General features: G+C 67.4%; 17 protein-coding genes, 1 tRNA gene and 1 riboswitch. Of the genes, 6 read left to right on the top strand and 12 right to left on the bottom strand.

Going from position 1 to position 22,361, the window contains the following annotated elements; genetic code table 11:
• Positions 1-75: 75 nt before the first annotated feature.
• On the top strand, positions 76-804 hold the full coding sequence (locus KUD94_RS13205; protein ID WP_218237642.1) for a cytochrome D1 domain-containing protein: 729 nt from the start codon (positions 76-78) through the stop codon (positions 802-804).
• A gap of 68 nt (positions 805-872) precedes the next feature.
• Here KUD94_RS13205 and KUD94_RS13200 read toward each other — a convergent pair whose 3' ends face one another.
• A complete protein-coding gene (locus tag KUD94_RS13200) occupies positions 873-1,451 on the bottom strand; it encodes a TMEM165/GDT1 family protein (RefSeq protein WP_218237641.1) in 579 nt (192 codons plus the stop codon).
• Between the two features lie 8 nt (positions 1,452-1,459).
• Positions 1,460-1,631, bottom strand: a riboswitch (yybP-ykoY riboswitch).
• Between the two features lie 57 nt (positions 1,632-1,688).
• Here KUD94_RS13200 and KUD94_RS13195 point away from each other — a divergent pair.
• The 5 genes from KUD94_RS13195 to KUD94_RS13175 all read left to right on the top strand — a co-directional run bounded on the left by KUD94_RS13195 (position 1,689) and on the right by KUD94_RS13175 (position 7,883).
• Positions 1,689-2,300, top strand: a complete 612-nt coding sequence (locus tag KUD94_RS13195; RefSeq protein ID WP_218237640.1) for a DNA-3-methyladenine glycosylase — start codon at positions 1,689-1,691, stop codon at positions 2,298-2,300.
• 70 nt (positions 2,301-2,370) lie between these two features.
• The gene (locus KUD94_RS13190; RefSeq protein ID WP_218237639.1) at positions 2,371-2,553 is read left to right on the top strand and encodes a hypothetical protein; all 183 of its coding nucleotides are present in this window, start codon (positions 2,371-2,373) and stop codon (positions 2,551-2,553) included.
• A gap of 206 nt (positions 2,554-2,759) precedes the next feature.
• Positions 2,760-3,566: a cytochrome b/b6 domain-containing protein gene (locus KUD94_RS13185; RefSeq protein WP_218237638.1), complete on the top strand. Its 807-nt coding sequence runs from the start codon at positions 2,760-2,762 to the stop codon at positions 3,564-3,566.
• Positions 3,567-3,612: 46 nt separating this feature from the next.
• Positions 3,613-6,810, top strand: a complete 3,198-nt coding sequence (locus tag KUD94_RS13180) for a molybdopterin-dependent oxidoreductase (protein ID WP_218237637.1) — start codon at positions 3,613-3,615, stop codon at positions 6,808-6,810.
• Between the two features lie 11 nt (positions 6,811-6,821).
• On the top strand, positions 6,822-7,883 hold the full coding sequence (locus KUD94_RS13175) for a xanthine dehydrogenase family protein subunit M (protein ID WP_218237636.1): 1,062 nt from the start codon (positions 6,822-6,824) through the stop codon (positions 7,881-7,883).
• Between the two features lie 51 nt (positions 7,884-7,934).
• On the opposite strand, the gene KUD94_RS13170 is transcribed toward KUD94_RS13175, so the two are convergent.
• The 11 genes from KUD94_RS13170 to rpoC all read right to left on the bottom strand — a co-directional run bounded on the left by KUD94_RS13170 (position 7,935) and on the right by rpoC (position 22,249).
• Positions 7,935-8,282, bottom strand: coding sequence for a cytochrome o ubiquinol/quinol oxidase subunit IV (locus tag KUD94_RS13170; protein WP_218237635.1), 348 nt, complete (start codon positions 8,280-8,282; stop codon positions 7,935-7,937).
• A complete protein-coding gene (locus tag KUD94_RS13165) occupies positions 8,279-8,950 on the bottom strand; it encodes a cytochrome c oxidase subunit 3 (protein ID WP_218239304.1) in 672 nt (223 codons plus the stop codon). The genes KUD94_RS13170 and KUD94_RS13165 overlap by 4 nt, the downstream gene beginning before the upstream one ends.
• The gene (locus tag KUD94_RS13160; protein WP_218239303.1) at positions 8,950-10,992 is read right to left on the bottom strand and encodes a cbb3-type cytochrome c oxidase subunit I; all 2,043 of its coding nucleotides are present in this window, start codon (positions 10,990-10,992) and stop codon (positions 8,950-8,952) included. Before KUD94_RS13160 ends, KUD94_RS13165 begins: the two co-directional genes overlap by 1 nt.
• A gap of 70 nt (positions 10,993-11,062) precedes the next feature.
• Positions 11,063-11,995, bottom strand: a complete 933-nt coding sequence (locus tag KUD94_RS13155; RefSeq protein WP_218237634.1) for a ubiquinol oxidase subunit II — start codon at positions 11,993-11,995, stop codon at positions 11,063-11,065.
• Positions 11,996-12,246: 251 nt separating this feature from the next.
• Positions 12,247-12,322 (bottom strand) — tRNA-Phe (locus tag KUD94_RS13150).
• Positions 12,323-12,374: 52 nt separating this feature from the next.
• Positions 12,375-13,064 carry a response regulator gene (locus KUD94_RS13145; RefSeq protein ID WP_218237633.1) on the bottom strand — a complete coding sequence of 230 codons (690 nt, stop codon included), beginning with the start codon at positions 13,062-13,064 and terminating at the stop codon, positions 12,375-12,377.
• 40 nt (positions 13,065-13,104) lie between these two features.
• On the bottom strand, positions 13,105-15,402 hold the full coding sequence (locus tag KUD94_RS13140) for an ATP-binding protein (protein WP_218237632.1): 2,298 nt from the start codon (positions 15,400-15,402) through the stop codon (positions 13,105-13,107).
• Entirely contained in the window at positions 15,399-16,016 is a 618-nt protein-coding gene (locus KUD94_RS13135; RefSeq protein WP_370625872.1) for a DUF4390 domain-containing protein, read from the bottom strand. Before KUD94_RS13135 ends, KUD94_RS13140 begins: the two co-directional genes overlap by 4 nt.
• Before the next feature lie 31 nt (positions 16,017-16,047).
• Positions 16,048-17,394, bottom strand: coding sequence for a 16S rRNA (cytosine(967)-C(5))-methyltransferase RsmB (gene rsmB / locus KUD94_RS13130; protein ID WP_218237630.1), 1,347 nt, complete (start codon positions 17,392-17,394; stop codon positions 16,048-16,050).
• Positions 17,394-17,939, bottom strand: coding sequence for a LemA family protein (locus KUD94_RS13125; protein WP_218237629.1), 546 nt, complete (start codon positions 17,937-17,939; stop codon positions 17,394-17,396). Before KUD94_RS13125 ends, rsmB begins: the two co-directional genes overlap by 1 nt.
• An 80-nt stretch (positions 17,940-18,019) precedes the next feature.
• A complete protein-coding gene (rpoC, locus tag KUD94_RS13120; RefSeq protein ID WP_218237628.1) occupies positions 18,020-22,249 on the bottom strand; it encodes a DNA-directed RNA polymerase subunit beta' in 4,230 nt (1,409 codons plus the stop codon).
• Positions 22,250-22,361: the final 112 nt, after the last annotated feature.

Raw genomic sequence — 22,361 nt, 5'->3', positions numbered from 1 at the left:
CGATTATCGGCAGAGCGCGCCCGGCGCCGCCGCTCTGGTACAAAGCACGCTCGCATGCTTGCAGCCGTTCTTCGCATGTTCCCTTGCCTCTCGCGCCTGGCGCGCCAGCTTGCGCTGTGCGCCCTGCCATGCCTGCCGCTGGCCACCTGGGCCGCGCCCGCCTGCCGCACGCCGGCGCAGGCCAGCGCCGATGCGCCGCAGCCCTGGCTCGCGGCAAGCGGGCAAAGCAGTGCGGACGGCAGGCGCCACTATGCGTTGAGCCAGTCTGGCCACATCCTGGCGCTGGACGGCTGCACGCTGCAGCTGCTGGCGCAGCAGAGCGAGGGCGGGGCTTGGGAGCAGCTTGCCCTGTCCTCGGACGGACGCTGGCTGCTGGCCGCCAGCAGTCGGCGCGCCGAGTTGCAGGTCTACGACACCGAGCTGCAAGCCATCAAGCGCCTGCCGGTGCAGCGGCTCGACGGCCGTCAGCCCTCGGGCGTGCTGCAGTTGCTGGACATGCCGGCGCGGCGCAGCTTCATCGTCGCCTTCACCGAGCTTGCGGAGCTCTGGGAGCTGTCCTACGACCCCCGGGCCGAGCCAGTCTTCGACGGCCTGGTGCACGACTACCGCATGGGCGAAGGCCTGGCCCAGCCCGGCCTGCTGCACCCGCGCCGCACCCCGCTGAGCAGCCCCGCGACCGCGCTGCGCCTGGCGGGCGACTGCTGCCGCGTGCTGGTGCGCCCCGCGCAGGACGCAGCCGTCTGGGACGTGATCCACCTGGACGTGCGCCGCAAGGTGAGCGAACGAGCGGCGCCGGCCGACTGACAGGGCCTTGCCAGCCATGCCAGGACAGTGCGGCTTCGCCCGGGGCTGCGCTGCGCTGCAAGCCCGCTTCAAAGCCCCCAGCCCGCGCCCACGCCCAGCAGCGTTGCCACGCCCAGTGCGGCAAACACCGCCGCCGCAAGGCCGTGCACCAGCTTCATCGGGATCTTGCCGGCCAGCTTGTCGCCCAGGAATACCGCGGGCACATCGGCGATCAGCATGCCCAGCGTCGTGCCCAGCACCACCAGCAGCGGCAGCCCGTAGTGCGCGGCCATGGCCACGGTGGCAATCTGCGTCTTGTCGCCCATTTCGGCCAGGAAGAAGGTGACGAGCGTGGCGCCGAACACCCCGAGGCGCTGCGCGACCGCGGCCTCTTCATCGTCCATCTTGTCGGGCACCAGGGTCCAGAGTGCCATCGCAAGAAAGGACAGGCCCAGCACCCAGCGCAACACGCCGGGGTCCACCGTGGCGGTGATCCAGGCGCCCAGCGCGCCGGCCAGACCGTGGTTGATCAGCGTGGCCGCGAGGATGCCCGCAATGATGGGCAGAGGCTTCTTGAAACGCGCGGCCAGAATGAAGGCGAGCAACTGGGTCTTGTCGCCGATTTCAGCCAGCGCCACCACCCCGGTGGAGACGAGGAAAGCTTCCATGCACATTCCCGGGCCGGATCAAGGACGATTGACCGCCGCGCACCTCCGGCCAGGGTGGATGCGCGGCAGTCAAAGGTCTTGCCAGGTGACGCACCGCTGACGCCATGACCTGCGGGCCAAGGATGTTGACGTCAACCACTTTCCCCAAGGGCAGCGCGGCTACTCCCCAATGACCGCGCGAGTGTAACCTCGGCCCTCGCCGGCCCGGTTCGGTCGCTGCACCCCCACAAAACCATCATGCCCACCCCTGCCCGTCTCACCCGACAAAGCCTGGCCGCCGCTCAGGCGCAGTTGCGCCGCGCCTGCCCGGTGATGGACGCGCTGATCGGGCGCTTCGGCGCATGCACGCTGGCCGAGCGCGAGCTCGCGCCCTTCGAATCCCTGGCGGGCGCGATCATCGGCCAGCAGTTGTCGGCGCAGGCGGCGGCGACCATCCGGCGGCGAGTGCACGCGCTGCTGCCCGCGTTCAGCGCCGAGCAGTTTCTTGCCGCCTCGCCGCAAGAGCTGCGCGCGGCCGGCCTGTCCGCGCCCAAGCTGCGCTACCTCACCGAGCTCGCCCGGCGGGTGGCCGACTCAAGCCTCGATCTGCAGGCGCTGCGCCGGGCGCCGGACGCCGAGGCCATCGCCACCCTGGTGGCACTGCCGGGCATAGGCCAGTGGACCGCGCAGATGTTCCTGATCTTCTGCCTGCGCCGCCCCGACGTGCTCGCCCTGGGCGACGCCGGCCTGCTGCGCGCGGTGCGCCAGTTGTTCGGACCGGACGCCGAACTGGCGCAGGCGGCACAGGCCTGGAAGCCTTACCGCTCGGTCGCCTCGTGGTATTTGTGGCGCAGTCTGGATACGGAATGAGGCGGCGCGCGGTGATGGCGGGCCATTCTTCAGCGGGAATAGCCATTTCCACGCGCTGGCGCTGACATGAATGCGCCTGCGTGCAAACAGCCTCACCAGAAAATCATTCGGCACCGCCAAAAGCGCGACAAACACGCGCCCGAATATCGCCGAGTCAAACGTGGCATTTTTTGTACCTTCGCGCGTGAATCGCAAATGGCGCGAAAATAACTTGACCATTGCGCTGATGTATTTTTCGCAACGGCGGTATTGAAAAATTCACCGGCCTATGGTCATTGACCTGCGGCGCGGGGTGCAAGCGCATTCAAGATTCTGTCTGTTGCCTGCCGCGGATTCCACAGCTCCCATTCACGCGCAATATTTCTTCGCGCCGCAAAACTGCCCCATGGGGCACGGCAATTGCCCGCACCCACATGGTTTGGCAAGCAATGCGATTTCGTTCACAAGGAGGACGGCGCGATGTGGTTTTTCAAGCAGGCGCGCGACTACTACGGCAATGCGCCCCTTTCCCAGCAATTGGCGTGGCAGGTGGGAGTGGCGCTCCTGTTTCTGGTATTGGCATTCATCGGCTATCACCTGCTGCGCCGCGCGCTGCGCCGGCCGCACTACGCCGCCCAGGGGGCGCTGCCGCCCGCCGAGGCAAACTCCTTCGTGCGCTTCAAGCTGGGCGGGCGCGCCTACCACTGGGGCATTTTTCTCATCATCGTCTTGCTCCTGCTCTCGGGGGCCACGTTTTTCTTCCCTGGCGCGCTGTTCGCCATCCGCGACACGCTCGGCGTCTCCTGGCTGACCGTGCACGTGGTGCTCGGCTGGCTGTTCATCGTGTTCGTGGCGCTGCACATCCTGTTCGCGATCTTTGACACCGGCTTGCACCACATGCTGTTTCACCGCGGCGACGGCGAAGACTTCCGCCAGCGCGTGCGCTTTTACCTCGGGGCCGACGCCGCCCTGCCCAAGCACGGCAAGTTCAACGTGTTCCAGAAGCTCTACCACCTGTTCCTGATCCTCACGGCGGCGGTGATGATCGTGACCGGCATCGTCATGTTCCTCAGCTCGGAGCTCTTCACCACCTTCTCGGGCGACACCATGCGCCTGCAGCGGCTGTTTCACGACAGCTTTGCCTTCCTCCTTCTCGCGGCCATCTGCGGCCATGTCTACATGCGGCTGCTGGGCGCGCGGCGCGCCAAGCTGCGCTCCATGGTCACCGGGACGATGCCGCGCCAGGCGTTTGTGCGCGAACACGACTGGAGGAAGTGGAAGCCCTGAACCAGGCCGGGCAGGCCTGCGATTGCGGCAAGGCATTGGGATATTCATGATGGTTGATCAGCTACACCACGACACGGACGAGTCCGATTCGCAAGAACGGCTTGCAAGCCCTTCACGGCGCCACTTCTTCCAGGGTGCGGCCGGCGGCGCGCTGGGCATCGCCGGCCTTGTGGGCGCGGGCAAGATGGCCGCGCTGAACGCAGAGCGCCAGCGCCTCGAACAACAGCAACTGCTGAGTGTCGGCGCGCCCGGGGCCCAGAGCGCGCTTGAGCTCAATCTCAATGGCCAGAGCGTGCATCTGAACCTTGCGGGCCAGCGCAGTCTGCTGCTCGCGCTGCGCGAAGACCTTGGGCTCACGGGCACCAAGAAGGGCTGCAACCTGGGTCAATGCGGCGCGTGCACCGTGCTGCTCGACGGCGAGCCGGTCTATTCCTGCCTGATGCTGGCCCATGACGCGGCCGGCCACGAGATCACCACCATCGAGGGGCTGGAGAAGAACGGACAGCTCAGCCCGGTACAGCAGGGCTTTGTGGACCACATGGGCAGCCAGTGCGGCATGTGCTCATCGGCCATGATCATGGCGGGCACGGCGCTGCTGAACAAGAATCCGGCGCCCACGCCCGATGAGGTACGGTTTGCCATCTCCGGCGTGCTGTGCCGCTGCGGGAACTACCCGCACGAGGTGCAGGCCATCTTGTCCGCCGCCAGCAAGGGGCTGGCCAGCGAAGCGCCCGAATTCATTCCGCTGAAGGCGGGGCTTGCACTACCCATGCACGAGTCGATCGAATCGGCGCCGGGCAGCCTGCACGGCGCGCCCGACGCGGCACAGTTCAGGCATCTGGGCCAACGCGGTCCGGCGCTGGACGCCTATGCCAAGGCGACGGGGCGGGCGATGTACGCGGGCGATTTCGGTTTTCATCCCAGCGACCCCTTCCAGAAGCCGCTCTATGCCAAGGTGCTGCGCAGCCCTACGCCGCATGCGCTGGCGCTGTCGGTCGATGACAGTCAGGCGCGCCAGCTCGCCGGTTACCGCGGCATGATCACCTGGAAGGACGTGCCGCAGATCGACAACGACCGCCACTTCCTGAACCAGCACGCGCGCTATCCGGGCGACGCGGTCGCCGCCGTCGCCGCGGAAGACGAATACACCGCCGAGGAGGCGCTGCGGCGCATCCGTGTCCGCTGGAAGCTGCTGCCGCTGTACCTGGACCCCGAAGAGAATCTGCGCTCGGGCAACGACGCGCTGCACCCGGGCGGGCCGGTGTCGGGCCTGGGCGGACCGCAGAAGGCCGACCAGCCGACGTTTGAATCCGACGGCTACACCGACGGTGATCTCGCACAGGGGTTCGCTGCGGCCGAGCACACCATCACCGGCCACTACGTCGTGGGGCAGCAATGCCACATGCCGATAGAGCCGCACTGCTGCACCGCCCTCTGGAAGGGCGAACACCTTACTTTGTGGGATTCCCAGCAGAGCGTGTTCAATGCGCAGGAGCAGATCTCGCGCGCGCTGAAGATCCCGCCGGAGAAGCTGCGCATCGTCTGCGAGAACATCGGCGGCGGCTTTGGCGGCAAGTGCACCGACACCCTGGGCAAGCCGCTGTACCAGGCGATTGCGGCCACGCTTGCCCGCAAGGTGGGCGGCGGTCGTCCGGTGCGCATCGAATACACCAACAACGAGCTGACCTATGCCGAGGACACGGGCGACGGCGCGGTCTTCGACCTCAAGACCGGCGTGAAGGACGGCAAGCTCACCGCGCTGGAATGCAGCGCCATCATGGCCGCTGGCGGTTACGCGTCCGCCGGCGCGCCGGAGTTGCAGTCGGCCTTCGAACTCATGTTTGACGCCGTCTCCGTCCCCGCCGCGCACTACAAGGGCTCGGCAGTGTTCACCACCACGCCGGTTGCGGGCGAATTCCGCGGCTTTGGCGGACCGCAGGGCGCGTTTGTCCTGGGCGTGCACCTGGACAAGGCGGCGCAGGCAAGCGGCATGGATCCGGTGGACTTTCTGTTGAACAACATCAAGCGCCCGGGGCAGAAGTGGATGCAGCAGGGCGTGGTCAGCAAGGCGGGCAAGTTCGACGCCGAATCCTGCCTGCGTCGCGGCGCCGCATCCATAGGATGGGACAAGCGCAGTGCGCCGGACGGGAAAACCGGCCGCATGCGCCGCGGCCTGGGCATGTACGGCAGCATCCAGCACTCGGGCCGCCAGCCCAGCGACGGCTTGATCTGGCTGGACCCCAACGGTCATGTGCACCTGCCCATAGGCACGGGCAACATGGGGCAATCGGCGCATACCGGAATTGCCGCCATTGTTGCCCAGGCGCTGGATATCCCGCGCGAGCAACTCGACGTGAGCTGGGGCGACAGCCACCGTGATGCCTGGGTGTTCGTGACGGACGCCTCGCGCAGCTGCTACTGCGACGGCAAGGCGGGCTACAACGCCGCGCAGGACCTGATCCGCCAGCTCAAGCTGCAGGTGGCAAGCGAGCACCAGGTGCAGCCCGAGGTGCTGCAAGTCCACGAGGGCCACGTCACCGGGCCGGGCGGCATCGACGAGGACTTTCGCGCCATTGCGCGTCGCAGCGCCCCGCGCACCGACTTCACGCCCTACTTTGATCCGGAGCAGGACGTGCATCCCAATCTCGACGTGGGAACGGGCAAGGTGGACGAGCACCCGCCCATGAAGCTCAATCCGCGCACCGAGCAACGCGCGCGCGAACTGGTCGCCAAAGGCGGTGTGGTCGGCGTGGGGCGCTATATTTTTGACCCCAGAGCGGCCGCCTGGGGAGCCACCTTCGCCGATGTCGAAGTGGACATGGCCACCGCCCGCGTGCGGGTGCTCAGGCTGGTCATCGCCAGCGACATTGGCCGCGTGCTCTACCTCACCGGCGCCGAAGGCCAGGCCTATGGCGGCGGCATCATGAGCCTGGGCTACGGCATGACCGAGGGGCTGATCCTCGATCCGAACACCGGCATACCGGTGAACCCCGAATACCTTGGGCTGATGCCTCTGACTTCGCTCGACTACCCCGCGATCGATCCGATCTTCGTGCAATCGGCGCTGGACGAGTCGGGCGCCTACGGCGTCAAGGGTTTTGGCGAGAACACCATGTTCGGCAGCGCGCCCGCCGTCGCCAACGCCATCTACAACGCCAGCGGCGTGCGGGTGGATGAAATCCCCATCCACCGCGAACGCCTGTACGAGCTGTTCAGGAACGCGGGCCGCCTGGTTGCGGCCTGAGGAAGCGCGCCATGCCCCATATCGCAATCAACGAAGCCGCACCCTTCCAGCTGCATTCACCCGGGACGCTGGACGAAGCGCTGCAGCTGGCGCAGCAGTACCAGGGCAATTGCTCCTACCTGGCCGGAGGCTGCGACCTCATGGACATGAAAAAGCGCCAATGGAACAACACCGCGCACGTCATCGACCTCAAGCGCATCGACGCGCTCAAGGGCGTGCGCCGCAGCGGCGAGCGCCTTGTCGTGGGCGCGCTTGCCAAGCTCTCCGAGCTGCAAAACGGCGACTTCGGCCCCGAGCTGCATGCGCTCAAGCAGGCCGCGGCGCGCGTGGCCACGCCCCAGATACGCAACATGGGGACGGCCGGCGGCAATCTGCTGCAGGACAACCGCTGCCCCTACTTTCGCGGGCCCTTCTACTGTTACCGCCACGGCGGCAACGTCTGTTATGCGCACCACGGCGTCAACCGCGAGCACGCCCTCTTCGATGGCGACCGCTGCTACACCGTGAGCCCGTCCGACCTCGCGCCGGTCGTTGTGGCACTGGATGCGATCATCCACGTGCGCGACTTCAAGCGCGCCTACACCATCCCCGCAGCCCGTTTGTTTGTCGCGCCGTCGGAAGACATCACCATCATGCACCGGGTGCAAAACGGCGCCATCCTCACCGGCATAGAGATTCCGCTGCGCGGGGGCAACCGGCGTTCGGCCTTCATCAAGGACACGATTCGCAACTCCTGGGACTTCGCGCGCGGCAGCATCGCGGTATCCATGGATTGGGACGGCCGCACCATGCACCAGGTGCGCGTGGTGATTGGCGCGGTTGCGGCCGTTCCGTGGCGCAGCTACGCGGCCGAGCGGGTGCTCGAAGGCGCCGAGCCCAGCGCGCAGACGCTGCAGGCCGCAGCTGAGGCGGCGACGCGCGGCGCCGAAACCCTGCAATACAACGCGTACAAGATCGGCATGACCCAGGCACTGGTGCACGACGTGCTGAGCACCATCACCTCCAGTGAGCCGGAGCCGCCGAAGTCCGCCGCCCGCATGGGCGGCCAGCTGCCGCGCTTTCTGTTCAGCTGAGCAGGCCGCGCGCGGGCGCGCTCTTGCGGGGGGCAGCCCACCTGCAAGCGCTCATTGGGCCATCGGCATCATGCGCGCCGCAAGATTGCCCATGACCCAAATCGTGCCCGCGACCATGATGACGAGCAGCGCGACGGAGAACAAGACCAGCTGCAGGTCTTCACGCCTGGGCTTGCGCCCCAGGTGCAGAAACAGGCGAAAGTGCACCGCGGCCTGCACCAGAGCGCAGACGCCGATGAGCGCGAGCAAGGCACTTCGCCCTGCGACCTGCCAATGCACCAGTGCGAACGGCACCACGGTGAGCAGCAGCGCCAGAGCCACGGCCCGAACGCAGGACATCAGCTCGCGCCGGGCGCCTGGTTTCGGCTCGCCGCTCTGGGGCAATGGCGGCCTGTTCATGCCAGTCCTCCGAGGTAGACCACCGAATAGATGAAGATCCAGACGATGCCAAGGAAGTGCCAGAACAGCGCAAGCCGCATGAGCGCCAGCGCGCATCGTCGATCGACGCCGTACATGGAAATCTGCACCAGCATGCATGCGAGCCAGATGCAGCCGGCAAGCACATGCAGTCCATGCAATGGCACCAGGCCGAAAAAACTCGACAGGTAGCCGCTGCGCGTGGGCAGCGCGCCGGCCGCGAACATGGCGCTGAAGTCCCGCCATTCGAGCGCCAGAAAGGCCGCGCCGAGCACCAGGGTGAGCACGAGCCAGCCAACCAGGCGCCGCACGGGCTGGCAGTACTTGAGCGCGATCGACGCAAGTCCCATGGTGAAGCTGCTGGCCAGCAGCAGCAGCGTCTCGGCAAAGATGGGCCCGAGCTGAAACAGCTCGCGCGGCTGCGGCCCGCCGGCGTACCCCATGGGCACCATGGTGGCGTAGGTGGCGAAGGCCATCGCGAACAAGATGGCGTCGCTCATCATGAACACCCAGAAGCCCAGCAGGACGCTTTCATCCTGCGTGTCCGTCTCTGCCGCGTCCACACGCCACTCGATCCCGGGGTACTCGAAGAAGTCGAAGTTGCGCCGCGCAAGCAGCTTGCGCTGCAGGCAAGACCAGAACGCACGCATCACGCCGCCAAGCCTCTGGTTTCGAGCGCCGCCAGGCCCTGGTTGGCACTGCTGCATTCCGCGCTGCGTGCGACCGGCCGAGCGGCGCGCACCGCAGCCAGCCAGGCCTTGTGCGTGCGCGCAACCTCATCGGCGGCAATGACCCTGTCGGCGGGACGCTGCAGACCGCAGGCGATGAGCGCTGCCAGCGCTACCAGCAAGGCCAGCAGCGCGAGCCACCAGATGTGCCAGGTGAGCGCGAACGCGACAAGAAAGCCGCTGACACCAAAGACCGCGCCCAGGGAGCTGTTCGCGGGCATGGCGATGTCCACATAGCCGGGGGGCTCCCGATAGCCGACGCCAAACTCCTTGGCCGCAGTGAAGGCGTCGCGGCCCTTGACCACCGGAATGAGCGGGAAGTTGTATTCGGGCGGCGGCGCCGAGGTCGCCCATTCAAGGCTGCGGCCATCCCAGGGGTCGCCCACGAAGACGCGGTTGGCCTCGCGTTGGCGGACTGATACCCACAGCTGCACTGCCAGTGCAAGCAGTGCAGCGGCCACGAGCAGTGCACCCACCAGGGCGACGAGCTCCAGCGGCACATAGCGCGCATCGTGGTAAGACACGCTGCGCCGCGGCAGCCCCATCAACCCGAGGACATAGAGCGGAAAGAAGGCGCCCATCCAACCCAGGATCCAGCAGTACGCCGCAAGCCTGCCCCACCCTTCGTGCAGGCGAAAGCCAAACGCCTTGGGAAACCAGTAGGTATAGCCCGCCAGCATGCCAAAGAGCACGCCCGGCACCGCCATGTTGTGAAAATGAGCGACCAGGAACACCGTGTTGTGCACCTGGTAGTCGATGATGGGGTTGGCAAGCATCATGCCGCTGATGCCGCCGATCACGAACAGATAGATGAAGGCGATGGCGTAGATCATGGGCACCGTCAAGCGTATGCGCCCGCGAAACATGGTCGTCATCCAGTCGTAAATCTTCACCCCGGTGGGAATGCCGATCAGCATGGATGCGATGCCAAATGCGGCATTGATGTGTCCGGCCTGCCCCATCGTGAAGAAGTGGTGCACCCAGACCAGAAACGAGAGAAAGGCAATCGACATCGTGGCCCAGACCATGGACTTGTAGCCGAACAGGGTCTTGCCGGAAAAGGTCGGGAACACCTCGGAGTACACGCCAAACGCCGGCAGGATCAGGACGTAGACCTCGGGGTGGCCGAAGAGCCAGAACAGGTTGGCAAAATTCATCTGGTTGCCGCCCAGGGCATTGGTGAAGAAGTGAAAGCCCAGGTAGCGGTCCAGCGCGAGCTGCAGCGTCGCCGCAGTGAGCGGCGGCATGGCGAAGACGATGATGATGGCGGTGCATAGCGCGGTCCAGCTGAACAGCGGCATGCAATACAGCTTCATGCCCGGAGCGCGCTTCTTGTAGATCGTCACCACGATGTTGATGGCGCTGAGCGTGGAGCCGAGCGAGGCCAGCGTCAGCGACCAGATCCAGTAATCAACGCCCACGCCGGGCGTGAACAAGCCCTCGGTGTAGGGCGGGTAGCCGAACCAGCCGCCGGTGGAAAACTCCCCCACCACGAGCGAAACCATGACCAGCATGGCGCCCGAGGCCGTCAGCCACAGGCTGATCAGGTTGAGCAGGGGAAACGCGACGTCGCGCGCGCCTATCTGCAAGGGCACGACGTAATTGATGAGACCGGTGAGAAACGGCATGGCCATGAAGAAGATCATGATCGTGCCGTGCGTGCTGAACAGCTGGGCGAAGTGCTCGGGCGAGAGAAAGCCGCCGCTCAGGCCCACGGCCTGCTGGGCGCGCATGACCGCCGCCTCGAGGATGCCGCGCGTCAGCATCACCAGCGCCAGCACCACGTACATGATGCCGATCTTCTTGTGGTCCACACTCGTGAGCCAGTCGCGCCAGAGCGCCCGCCACGCGTGATGGCGCGTGAGCAGAGCGGCTACCGCAAGCGCGCCCAGAACCACCACGGCCGCAGCCGCAGCGCCGACCAGCCGGCTCGCGAGATCGGCCTGTGCACCGCCCTCGAGCATCGCCACGAAGGGCAAGGACTTGAGCGTCAGCAGCCCCAGCGGCTGGTCCCAGAGCGCCGAGATCGCCACCTCAGCGTGCCTCCGAAACCGGGGCGGTGCCCGCCAGCGCCGTCGGAGCCACGGCCTGCCCCTTCATCGTGGCCGCCACCAGGCCGGAAAAGAAGTCCGGCGGCACCTGCGTGAGGTATACGCTGCCATCGGCGGCGCTCGCCTGCGGCAGCGCGGCGCGCAGTCGCGCGGCGGTGTCGCGCGCCGACAAGGCTTGCAGCGCGGCAGCGTCCAGCGGCCGACCCTCGCTGCGCACCCGCGCCGCCCAGTCCCTGAAGTCGTCCTCGGACACCACCGCCACGGGAAAGCGCTGCTGCTGAAAGCCCTCGCCGTTGAACATGGTGTTCTCTCCGAGCAAGCGCCCAGGCCGGTCCGCTTGCAGATGCAGCCTGGTGACCATGCCGCCCATCGCGTAGATCTGGCTGCCCAGCGCGGGAATGAAGAAGGACTGCATCACGGTGGCCGAAGTCAGCTCCATGGCCACAGGCCGAGCCACGGGCAGGACCAGCGTGCCCACCGTCGCGATACCTTCGTCTGGGTAGATGAACAACCACTTCCAGTCGTAACCCACCACCTGCACCGGCACGGCGGCGGCGGTACTCGCGATGGCCCGATACGGGTCGTAGCGCTGCGCGTTGTGCCAGACCAGCACCGAAATGAACAGCACGATGACCACCGGGCCGCCCCAATTGAAAAATTCGAGCGGCTTGTAGAACTTCCAGTGCGGCGTATACATGGCGCCCTTGCTGCCCTTGGCGCCGTAGCGGTAACGCACGAGCAGCCACAGCGTGCCCACGAACACCGGCGCCGCGACGAATACGAAGAGGATGGCGAGCACCAGCCAGAAATGATCGCGCTGGGCCGCAGCGATCGGCCCTTGCGGGTCGAGAAAGCTCAGGTGCTCGAACGCCGCGGCCGGGTCTGCGAGCCCCAGCGCGCCCGCCGCGACGACCATGTGTCGAAGCCTGCTGCGGTGGAATCGCGGTATCGGTTGCACGCCTGAGGTTCTCGTGTAGCACGTCCGCAGGCTCCGCTCTTCGCGCGCGCTTGCCTCGGTCGCCGAGGTGCTCCCCCTTCTGCGCCTCTGCGCCAGATTATGCGCGCCTGGCGTTCAGGGTGCCGCTGCGCCGCGCCAGGGCGCGCAAGGAAGGGCGCGCAAAGAAAAACCCCGCTAGTGTTTACGTAGCGGGGTTTCCTTATATAACTTGGTGGCCTGGGGCGGAATCGAACCACCGACACAAGGATTTTCAGTCCTCTGCTCTACCGACTGAGCTACCGGGCCAGAGCGCGTGATTATAGGGGGAAAAAACGGCCGCCCCTTCGGCCGGAGGGCTTCAGTTGTTGCGCTTGCCGCGGCCCAGGTCCACGCCGAGCTGGCGCAGCTTGCGGTACAGGTGGGTGCGTTCCAGACCGGTCTTTTCGGCCACGCGCGTCATGGAGCCGCCTTCGCGCGCGAGGTGGAATTCGAAATAAGCCTTCTCGAAGCCATCGCGCGCTTCGCGCAGGGGGCGGTCCAGATCAAAGCCCTGGTGCGGCAGCGGACCGGGCTCGGGGGGAGCGGAGCTGGCCGGAGCGCCGCCCGCGGCCGCAGGAGCGGCGGCGCCAGCGCCGGCGTGCGCGCCGCCGCGCCCGCTGGACTTGCCCTTGGCGCCGGCGGGCGCGGCCGGGGTCAGGCCTTGCTCCACGGCCTTGAGCAGCTTTTGCAGCGTGATGGGTTTTTCCAGGAAGGAGAAGGCGCCGATGCGCGTGGCCTCCACCGCAGTCTCTATGGTCGCGTGGCCGCTCATCATGATGACCGGCATGGTCAACTGCCCGCTGGTGGCCCATTCCTTGAGCAGCGTGACGCCGTCGGTGTCGGGCATCCAGATGTCGAGCAGGATCAGGTCGTAATTTGCCGACTCGCGGGCGCTGCGCGCCTGGCCGGCGTTTTCGGCCAGGTCCACGCTATGGCCTTCGTCGTTGAGGATTTCGGACAGCAGGTCGCGTATCCCCAGTTCGTCGTCGACCACCAGAATATTTGCCATGTCTTTGTTTGCACCCTCTCGATTCGCCTTGGCGGTCTTGTCAGGTGGCCGCCTGTGGCCTCGCCTCGAATGATAACGAGACTTGCGCGCCCTCTATCACGCCTTCATGGATGCGGTTGGCAATGTCCACGCGCGCGCCGTGTTCCTGGGCGATTTTCTTGACCACCGCCAGGCCCAGGCCGGTGCCGTGCGGCTTGGTGGTGACATAGGGTTCGAAGGCGCGGCGCAGGATGTGCTCGGGAAAGCCCGCGCCGCCATCGCTCACCGTCAGGCGCACGCGCTGGCCGGCCTCGTTCCAGACGGTCTGCAGGCGCACCGGCGGGCGCTGTGCGGCGTCTGCGCCGCGCGCCTGCAAGGTGGCGTCCTGGGCGTTTTGCAGCAGGTTGTGCACCACCTGGCGCAGCTGCTGGGCGTCGCCGGCGATCGGCGGGCAGCGCGGATCCAGCTCGGCGACCACGGGCACGGCGGCCGTCTCTTCGCCGTACAGATGCAAGACGTCGCTCACCAGCGCGTTCAGGTCCAGCAGATGCAGATTGGCCGCAGGCAGGCGCGCGTAGTCGCGGAATTCATTGACCAGGCGCTTCATGGCATCGACCTGCTCGACGATGGTCTTGACCGATTTGTTCAGGATGGCCTGCTCGGGCTGCGCGAGCTTGCCGTCGAGCTTGAGCGCCAGGCGCTCGGCCGAGAGCTGGATGGGCGTGAGCGGGTTCTTGATCTCGTGCGCCAGGCGCCGCGCGACCTCGCCCCAAGCCTGGGTGCGCTGGGCAGAGACGATCTCCGAGATGTCGTCAAACACCAGCAGCCGGCCGTTGTCGGGCAGCACCGCGCCGCGCGCCACCAGGCTCAGGCCCTGACCCGGCATGCCGGCGGGCGCGTTGGCGCTGCCGTGCAGCTCGAAGGCGTGCTGCCAGTGGTCCAGGCCGTGGCGCTCGGTGTTGCCCAGAAAGATGTCGAACTGCTGGCGCACCGCCAAGGCAAAGTCGGCAAGCTCGGGCACCTCCGACAGCGGCTCGCCCTGCCAGGCCGCGAGCGGCACGCGCAGGATGCGCGTGGCGCCGGGGTTGCTGGTGCGCATGCGCCCCTCGGGGTCGAGCACGATGACGCCCGCGGTCAGGTTGTCCAGAATCGTCTGCAGGTAGGCGCGCGCGCTGTCCAGCGCCTGCATGCTGTGCGTGGCCTGCTGGCGCGCTTCCGCGAGCTGCTGGGTCATCAGCGCAAAGGCGCGCGTGAGCTGGCTGAGCTCGTCGTGGCTTTCCAGCGCGGCCTTGGGCGCGAGGTTGCCCGCGGCCACCTCGCGCACGCCGTCGGCCAGCACCAGCAGCGGGCGTGCCAGTTGATTGCCCAGGATCACCGCGAGCAGTACCGCGCCGAACACCGCCATGAACAGGCTCAGGGTCAGCGTGCCGATGTACATGCGCCGCAGGCCGACGCGCGCCAGCGCCCGTTCCTGGTATTCGCGGTTGGCCTGTTGCACCGCCAGCGCGTTGGTGACCAGCGCGCTCGGCAGCTCCATCACCGCTTCCAGGTAGCGCGGCTCTTCCAGCAAGCCCACGCGCGGGTTGACCACCGGCACCAGCACACGCACGCGCGCATGCACCGCGGGGTCGGCGCGGGTGACGTCTTCCAGGCCCTCGATCTGCCAGCTTGCCCGCTGCTGGCGCGCCTGCTGCTGCATCTGCGCGCTGGGGCGCACCGGGCTGAGCGTGAGCAGCGACTGCCCGGCGCTGGCCAGCGGCTGCCCGCCGGCGCTCCAGAGCACCAGGTCGGAGGCGCCCAGCTGGTCGAGCATGCGCTCGAGCACCAGGCCGGCGCCGGCGTCGGGCACCTTGGCCAGTTGGCTGCTGGCGCTGCGGGTGTTGGCGGCCATGTCGCCAGCGATCGTCTCCAGCGTCACGCGCGCCAGGTTCACACCCGAATTGAGCGCCCCTTCGACCTCGACGTCAAACCAGGTCTCGATCGAGCGCGAGACGAACTGGTAGGACACCACGTAGATCAGCAGGCCCGGCGCCACGCCCACCAGCGCGAAAATGGCGGCCAGCTTGAGCAGCAGCCGGCTGCCAAAGCGCCCCTTGCGCAGGCGCGCCAGCAGCCGTGCGCCGCCCCAAAGCAGCACCACCAACAGCACCAGCGCGACCAGCACGTTGACCGCCACCAGCCAGTTGAAGTTGCGTTCGTAGAGCGCGCGGTTGTTGGTTGCCAGCGTCAGCAGGAAGAGCAGCACGATGGCGATGGCCGACATGAAGCCCGCGCCCAGGCCCAGCGCCCAGCGCACGCCGCGCGCCCGGGTTGCGGCGCGCCGCGCCGAGCCGGCCGGGCGCGGTTCCAGCGCGCTCATGAGCCCGCCGCCGGCACGAGCGGCGCCTCCGGTGCGGGTGCGGCACCCAGCGCCGGCACCACCGCGCTGCTCTGCAGATGCAGGCTCCAGTTGGCGCCGCCCACCGTGCCCCATTGCAGCGGCCGCGGCAGCTGCGAGGTGTCCAGCCGGTAGTGAAAGCGCAGCGTATAGGCCTCGTCGTCCTGCAGCGCGCCGGCCTCGGCCACCTGCCAGCGCGAGATGCGCTGCATGCTGGCCAGCGCCTCGGTCAGGCTGTCGTAGTTCTGGCCCAGCACGATGCCCAGGCCGCTCGGCGAGATCGGCTCGGGCGACTGCACCAGGCGCCAGCGGCGCGTGAGCGGCTGATAGCTCAGGCGCAGATAGCGCTGCGTCTGGACCAGCAGCTTGTCGCTCCAGTACCAGCGCGGGCTGAGGATGCGCGCCTCGGCGACGAAGTGCATGGCAATGCCCTTGAGCAGGGCGTCTTCCACCGCCGGCTGCAACTGCAGCGGCAGCAGGGCCGACAGATACACCCCCTGCGCGTCGCGCTGCACCTGCAGCTGCAGCGCGCCGGGCGCGGCGGCGGTCTGCGCGGCGGCAAAGCTGCCCAGGCACAGCAGCAGCGCCGCCAGCACTGCGCGCGCACGCAGCCATGGGCGGGGCGCTTCAGAGCGCCGTCTTGTGCAGCAGGGCATAGAAAAAACCATCGTGCTCACTCTCGGCATTGTCCCCGAGCGTGCCACCGGCGTGCGCCGGCGTGGGCAGCAAATGCCCGGGCGAGGGCAGCAGACGCGCATCGCCGTGGCGCGCAAGAAACGCCGCCACCTGCGCGTCGCCTTCGGCGCGAAACACCGAGCAGGTGCAATACAGCAGCCGCCCGCCGGCGCGCAGGCAGGGCCAGAGCGCATCGAGCAGGCGCGTCTGCTGCGCCGCCAGTTGCGCGATGTCGCTCTCGCGGCGCAGCCAGCGCACGTCGGGATGGCGGCGCACGATGCCCGAAGCGGTGCAGGGCGCATCGAGCAAGATGGCGTCAAACGGCTCGCCGCCCGCGGCCTGCCACCACTGCGCAGGCTGGGCGGCGTCGGCCACCAGCACCTGCGCCTGCAGGCCCAGGCGCTGCAGGTTGTCGTGGATGCGCGCGGCGCGCCGTGCGTCCACTTCCAGCGCGGTTACGCTCCATGGGGCGCGCCGCGCCAGTGCCCAGTCCGCGATATGGGCGGTCTTGCCACCGGGCGCGGCGCAGGCGTCGAGCAGGCGCAGCGGCGCCGCTTGATCGAGGCCTTGCAGCAGCAGCGGCGCGGCGCGCTGCGCGGCCGCATCCTGCACCGCGAACCAGCCGGCGGCAAAGCCCGGCAGCTCCTGCACCGGCGCGGCCTGCTGCAGCGCAAGCGCCATCCCGCCCAGCTCGTATGCACCTATTTCAATAGCTGTCAGCGCTTGCTGGTATTGGGTGAGAGTGGTTTTTGACTCTGAAATGCGCAGAACCATGGAGGCCTGCGTGTTGTTTGCCTGCACGATGCGCTGCCAGTGCGCGGGATGGTCGGCGCGCAGCCGCCGCAGCCACCAGGCGGGGTGGTTGCTGCGCGCGACCTCGTCGCGCTCGCTCGCGGCAACAAGGGCGCCGCGCTCGCGCAGGAAGCGGCGCAGGCAGGCGTTGATGAAGCCGGCCTGGGCGCGCGTGGCCTGCTGGCGCTTGGCCGCTTCCACCGCCTGGCTGACCAGGGTGAAAGAGGTGTAGGGCGCGGCCTCTTCATCCCAGGCCAGGGCGAGCGCGGTGAGCAGCAGCGCCTGCGCGTCGGCCGCCGGCGGGCGCGCCGCCAGCAGGCGCGCCAGCGCCCGCGCGCGCCCGAGCTGGCGCAGCGCATAAAAGAGCAGCGCCTGCACCGCAGGGCGCAGCGCGGCCGGCGTGGCCGCCAGGGCGCTGGTGGCCGAAGCGCCCGCGATCACCGCACGCAGCGCGGCAGCGGTGGCGGTCAAGAGCTGCCACAGCGGCGGCGCGCGGCGCTCGGGCATCACAGGCCCTGGCTGCGGCGAAAGCCGAACAGCCAGGCCAGCAGATTGGCCGGGAACTGGCCGATGGCGCCGTTGTAGGCCTGCACCGCAGCGTTGAAGGCTTCGCGCGTGGGCAGGCTTTGCTGGCGCAGCGCCTCGTACTGGCGGCCCCACAAGGCCAGGGCGGTGCGTTCGGGCTGCGGCGCGCCCTCGGCGTGCTGGTGCAGGCCTTGCCAGGCAGCGGCCAGCGCCTGGGTGCCCGCGCTCAGCGCGGCAATGGCCGCGCCGTCGAGCGGGCGCGCGCGCGCCACCGCAAGCGAGGCCCCGAGCTGGCCAGTGGCCGCGTCCACCGCAGCGCAGGCGTTGGCCAGCGCGCCGTCTTCCTGCGGGCCGCGCAGCGCCGCCAGGCATTCGCCAATCAGCGTGATCCAGCGCAGGTAGTAGGCATCGAGCGCGCCGAAGGCCTGCAGCACCGCCGCGCGCTGGCGTACCAGGCGGTTGTAGGCGCCCACCATCCAGAACAGCGCGATGGCCAGCGCAAGAAGGAAGGCGTGCATCCAGCTCATGGCTTGAAGCGATGCGGCGCAAAAAAAGGCCCGCCGAGCATGCGCTGCAGCGGGCCTGTCTTCACGGCCGTGGCCCGCGTTTACCGGGCAGCGTCGCCGCCCTCGTCATGGGCGGTGGCGGCTTCGTCCTCGCCGGCAGCGGCCAGCTCGGCCGCCTCGGCCTCTTCGATGGCGCGGCGCTCGGCTTCGTCCATCTGTTCCTTGGCCTTGCGTGCCTTGTGGTAGGCCAGGCCGGTGCCGGCGGGAATCAGGCGGCCGACGATGACGTTTTCCTTCAGGCCGCGCAGCTCGTCGCGCTTGCCCATGATGGCCGCTTCGGTGAGCACGCGGGTCGTCTCCTGGAAGGACGCGGCGGAGATGAAGGAGTCCGTGGACAGCGAGGCCTTGGTAATGCCCAGCAGCAGGTTGGTGTATGTCGCGGGGATCTTGCCGTCCTTTTGCAGCGCCTCGTTGGTGTTGAGCACCTCGGAGCGCTCGACCTGCTCGCCCTGGATGTAGCCGGACTCGCCGGGGTTGTCGATCACGACGCGGCGCAGCATCTGGCGCACGATCACCTCGATGTGCTTGTCGTTGATCTTCACGCCCTGCAGGCGGTAGACGTCTTGCACCTCATCGACGATGTAGCGCGCGAGCTCCTCGATGCCCAGCAGGCGCAGGATGTCCTGCGGGTCGGCCGGGCCGTCGACGATGTGCTCGCCCTTGTTCACCACCTGGCCTTCGTGCACCAGGATGTTCTTCTCCTTGGGCACGAGTTCGTCCCAGACGTGGCCGTCCGGGTCGGTGATCTGCAGGCGCACCTTGCCCTTGGTTTCCTTGCCGAAGGAGATGGTGCCGGTCATCTCGGCGAGCATGCCCTTGTCCTTGGGGCTGCGCGCTTCGAACAGCTCGGCCACGCGCGGCAGACCACCGGTGATGTCGCGCGTCTTCTGGCCTTCGACCGGGATGCGCGCCAGCACCTCGCCGGGGCCGACGTCCTGGCCGTCACGCACCTGGATCAGCGCGCCGACCTGAAAGCCGATGGCCACCGCGTGGTCGGTGCCGGGGATCTTCACCTCGTTGCCGCTGGCATCGATCAGCTTGACCAGCGGGCGCACCACCTTGGCCGAGCCGCGGCGCTTGGGGTCGATCACGACCAGCGTCGAGAGGCCCGTCACGTCGTCCACCTGCTTGGCCACCGTCAGGCCTTCTTCGATGTTCTCGAATTTCACGCGCCCGGCGTACTCGGTGATGATGGGGCGGGTGAGCGGATCCCAGTGCGCCAGGTGCGTGCCGGCCTTGATTTGCTGGTCGGCCTGCACGTGCAGCGTTGCGCCGTAGGGCACGCGATGGCGTTCACGCTCGCGGCCGTGCTCGTCGTGGATGACGATTTCGCCCGAGCGCGAGATCACCACCAGCTCGCCCTTGGAGTTGGTGACGTAGCGCATCGTGGTGTTGAAGCCCACGTTGCCGTTGCTCTTGGCTTCCACGCCCGAGGCCACGGCCGCGCGCGATGCCGCGCCGCCGATGTGGAAGGTGCGCATGGTCAGCTGCGTGCCAGGCTCGCCGATGGACTGCGCGGCGATCACGCCCACGGCCTCGCCCAGGTTGATCAGTCCGCCGCGGCCCAGATCGCGCCCGTAGCACTTGGCGCACAGGCCGTAGCGGGTGTCGCAGGTCAGCGGCGTGCGCACTTTGACCTCGTCCACGCCGGCGTGCTCGAGCTCGTCGATCACGTCTTCCGACAGCAGCGTGCCGGCCGTGGCCAGCACCGCACGGGTTTCGGGGTGCAGCACGTCGTCGGCCGCCACGCGACCGAGGATGCGCTCGCGCAGGGATTCGATGACCTCGCCGCCGTCGACCACCGCGCGCATCAGCGCGCCGTTGTGCGTTTCGCAGTCGTCCTCGGTGACCACCAGGTCTTGCGTCACGTCCACCAGGCGGCGCGTGAGGTAGCCGGAGTTGGCGGTCTTGAGCGCCGTGTCCGCCAGGCCCTTGCGCGCGCCGTGCGTGGAGATGAAGTACTGCAGCACGTTCAGGCCTTCACGGAAGTTGGCCGTGATCGGCGTCTCGATGATCGAGCCGTCGGGCTTGGCCATCAGGCCGCGCATGCCCGCGAGCTGGCGGATCTGCGCCGCCGAACCACGCGCGCCCGAGTCGGCCATCATGTAGATGGAGTTGAAGGACTCCTGCTCGACCTCCTTGCCGTGGCGGTCCACGGTCTTCTCGACCTTGAGCTGGTCCATCATGACCTTGGAGACGTCGTCACCGGCCTTGCCCCAGATATCGACCACCTTGTTGTAGCGCTCGCCCGCCGTGACCAGGCCGGAGACGTACTGCTGCTCGATCTCTTTCACCTCGGCCTCGGCGCGCGCCAGGATGTCGGCCTTTTGCGGCGGCACCAGCATGTCGTCGACCGAGATGGAGATGCCCGCGTGCGTGGCCAGGCGGAAGCCGTTTTGCAGCAGCTTGTCGGCAAACACCACGGTTTCCTTCAGGCCGCACTTGCGAAACGACGCATTGATGAGCTTGGAGATTTCCTTTTTCTTCAGCGCCTTGTTCAGGTTGGAAAACGCCAGGCCGCGAGGCAGGATCTCGGACAGCAACGCGCGGCCCACCGTGGTTTCCACCACCGAGGTCGAAGCCTCGAACTCGCCGCTGTCCTTGTTCTTGTTCCATTCGGTCAGGCGCACGCGGATCTTGCTGGTGAGCTCGACCACGCCGGCGTCCAGCGCGCGCTGCACCTCGGCCACGTCCATGAAACCCATGCCTTCGCCCTTGCCGTTGATGCGCTCGCGCGTGGCGTGGTACAGACCCAGCACCACGTCCTGCGAGGGCACGATGGAGGGTTCGCCCGAGGCGGGGAAGAGCACGTTGTTGGACGCCAGCATCAGCGTGCGCGCTTCGAGCTGCGCTTCCACCGACAGCGGCACGTGCACGGCCATCTGGTCGCCGTCGAAGTCGGCGTTGAAGGCGGCGCAGACCAGCGGGTGAAGCTGGATGGCCTTGCCTTCGATCAGGATGGGCTCGAAGGCCTGGATCCCTAAGCGGTGCAGCGTGGGCGCGCGGTTGAGCATCACCGGGTGCTCGCGGATGACTTCCTCCAGGATGTCCCACACCACGGGCGTGCCGGCTTCCACTTCCTTCTTGGCGGCCTTGATGGTCGTGGCGATGCCCATGGCCTCCAGGCGCGAGAAGATGAAGGGCTTGAACAGTTCCAGCGCCATCAGCTTGGGCAAGCCGCACTGATGGAGCTTGAGCTGCGGGCCCACGGTGATCACCGAGCGGCCGGAGTAGTCCACGCGCTTGCCCAGCAGGTTCTGGCGGAAGCGCCCGCCCTTGCCCTTGATCATGTCCGCCAGCGACTTGAGCGCGCGCTTGTTCGCGCCCGTCATCGCCTTGCCGCGGCGGCCGTTGTCCAGCAGGCTGTCCACGGCCTCTTGCAGCATGCGCTTTTCGTTGCGCGCGATGATTTCCGGCGCCTTCAATTCGAGCAGGCGGCGCAGACGGCTGTTGCGGTTGATGACGCGGCGGTACAAGTCGTTCAGGTCGGACGTGGCAAAGCGCCCGCCATCGAGCGGCACCAGCGGACGCAGGTCCGGGGGCAGCACCGGCAGCACTTCCAGAATCATCCACTCGGGCTTGATGCCGGACTTCTTGAAGGCTTCGAGCACCTTCAGGCGCTTGGTGTTCTTCTTGACCTTGGCTTCCGAGCCGGTGAGGTCGCCGCGCAGGCGCTCGATCTCGGGCTCCAGCTCTATGCCTTGCAGCAAGTCCTTGATGCCTTCGGCACCCATCTTGGCGACGAACTCGTCGCCGTATTCCTGCACCTTGGCGTCGTAGTCGTCCTCGCTCATGATGCTGCCCTTCTTGAGCGGCGTCATGCCCGGGTCGGTGACTACGTAGGCTTCAAAGTAGAGCACGCGCTCGATGTCGCGCAGCGTCATGTCCAGCACCAGGCCCAGACGCGAGGGCAACGATTTCAGGAACCAGATGTGCGCGCAGGGCGCGGCCAGGTCGATGTGGCCCATGCGCTCGCGGCGCACCTTGGCCTGGGTGACTTCCACGCCGCACTTTTCGCAGATCACGCCGCGGTGCTTCAGGCGCTTGTACTTGCCGCACAGGCACTCGTAGTCCTTGATCGGGCCGAAGATCTTGGCGCAGAACAGGCCGTCGCGCTCGGGCTTGAAGGTGCGGTAGTTGATGGTCTCGGGCTTCTTGACTTCACCGAAGGACCAGGAGTGAATCTTCTCGGGCGACGCCAGGCCGATCTTGATGGCATCAAAGTGCTCATCGGGCGTGAATTGCTTGAACAGGTCGAGTAGCGATTTCATGTGACTCTTTCCCTTGCATCCAAAATACTAGCTGTCTGCGCGCGCCGGGCAATGATTTGAGAGATAAAACACTCTCAAACCCTTGTTGCACCATCGCGAGCAGCTCACTTTT

This window comes from Comamonas sp. NLF-1-9 (genome assembly GCF_019195435.1).
Taxonomy (GTDB): domain Bacteria; phylum Pseudomonadota; class Gammaproteobacteria; order Burkholderiales; family Burkholderiaceae_C; genus Comamonas_C.
The sequence above is the reverse complement of the archived record's forward strand: the minus strand, read 5'-3'. Positions and strand labels throughout refer to the sequence as shown.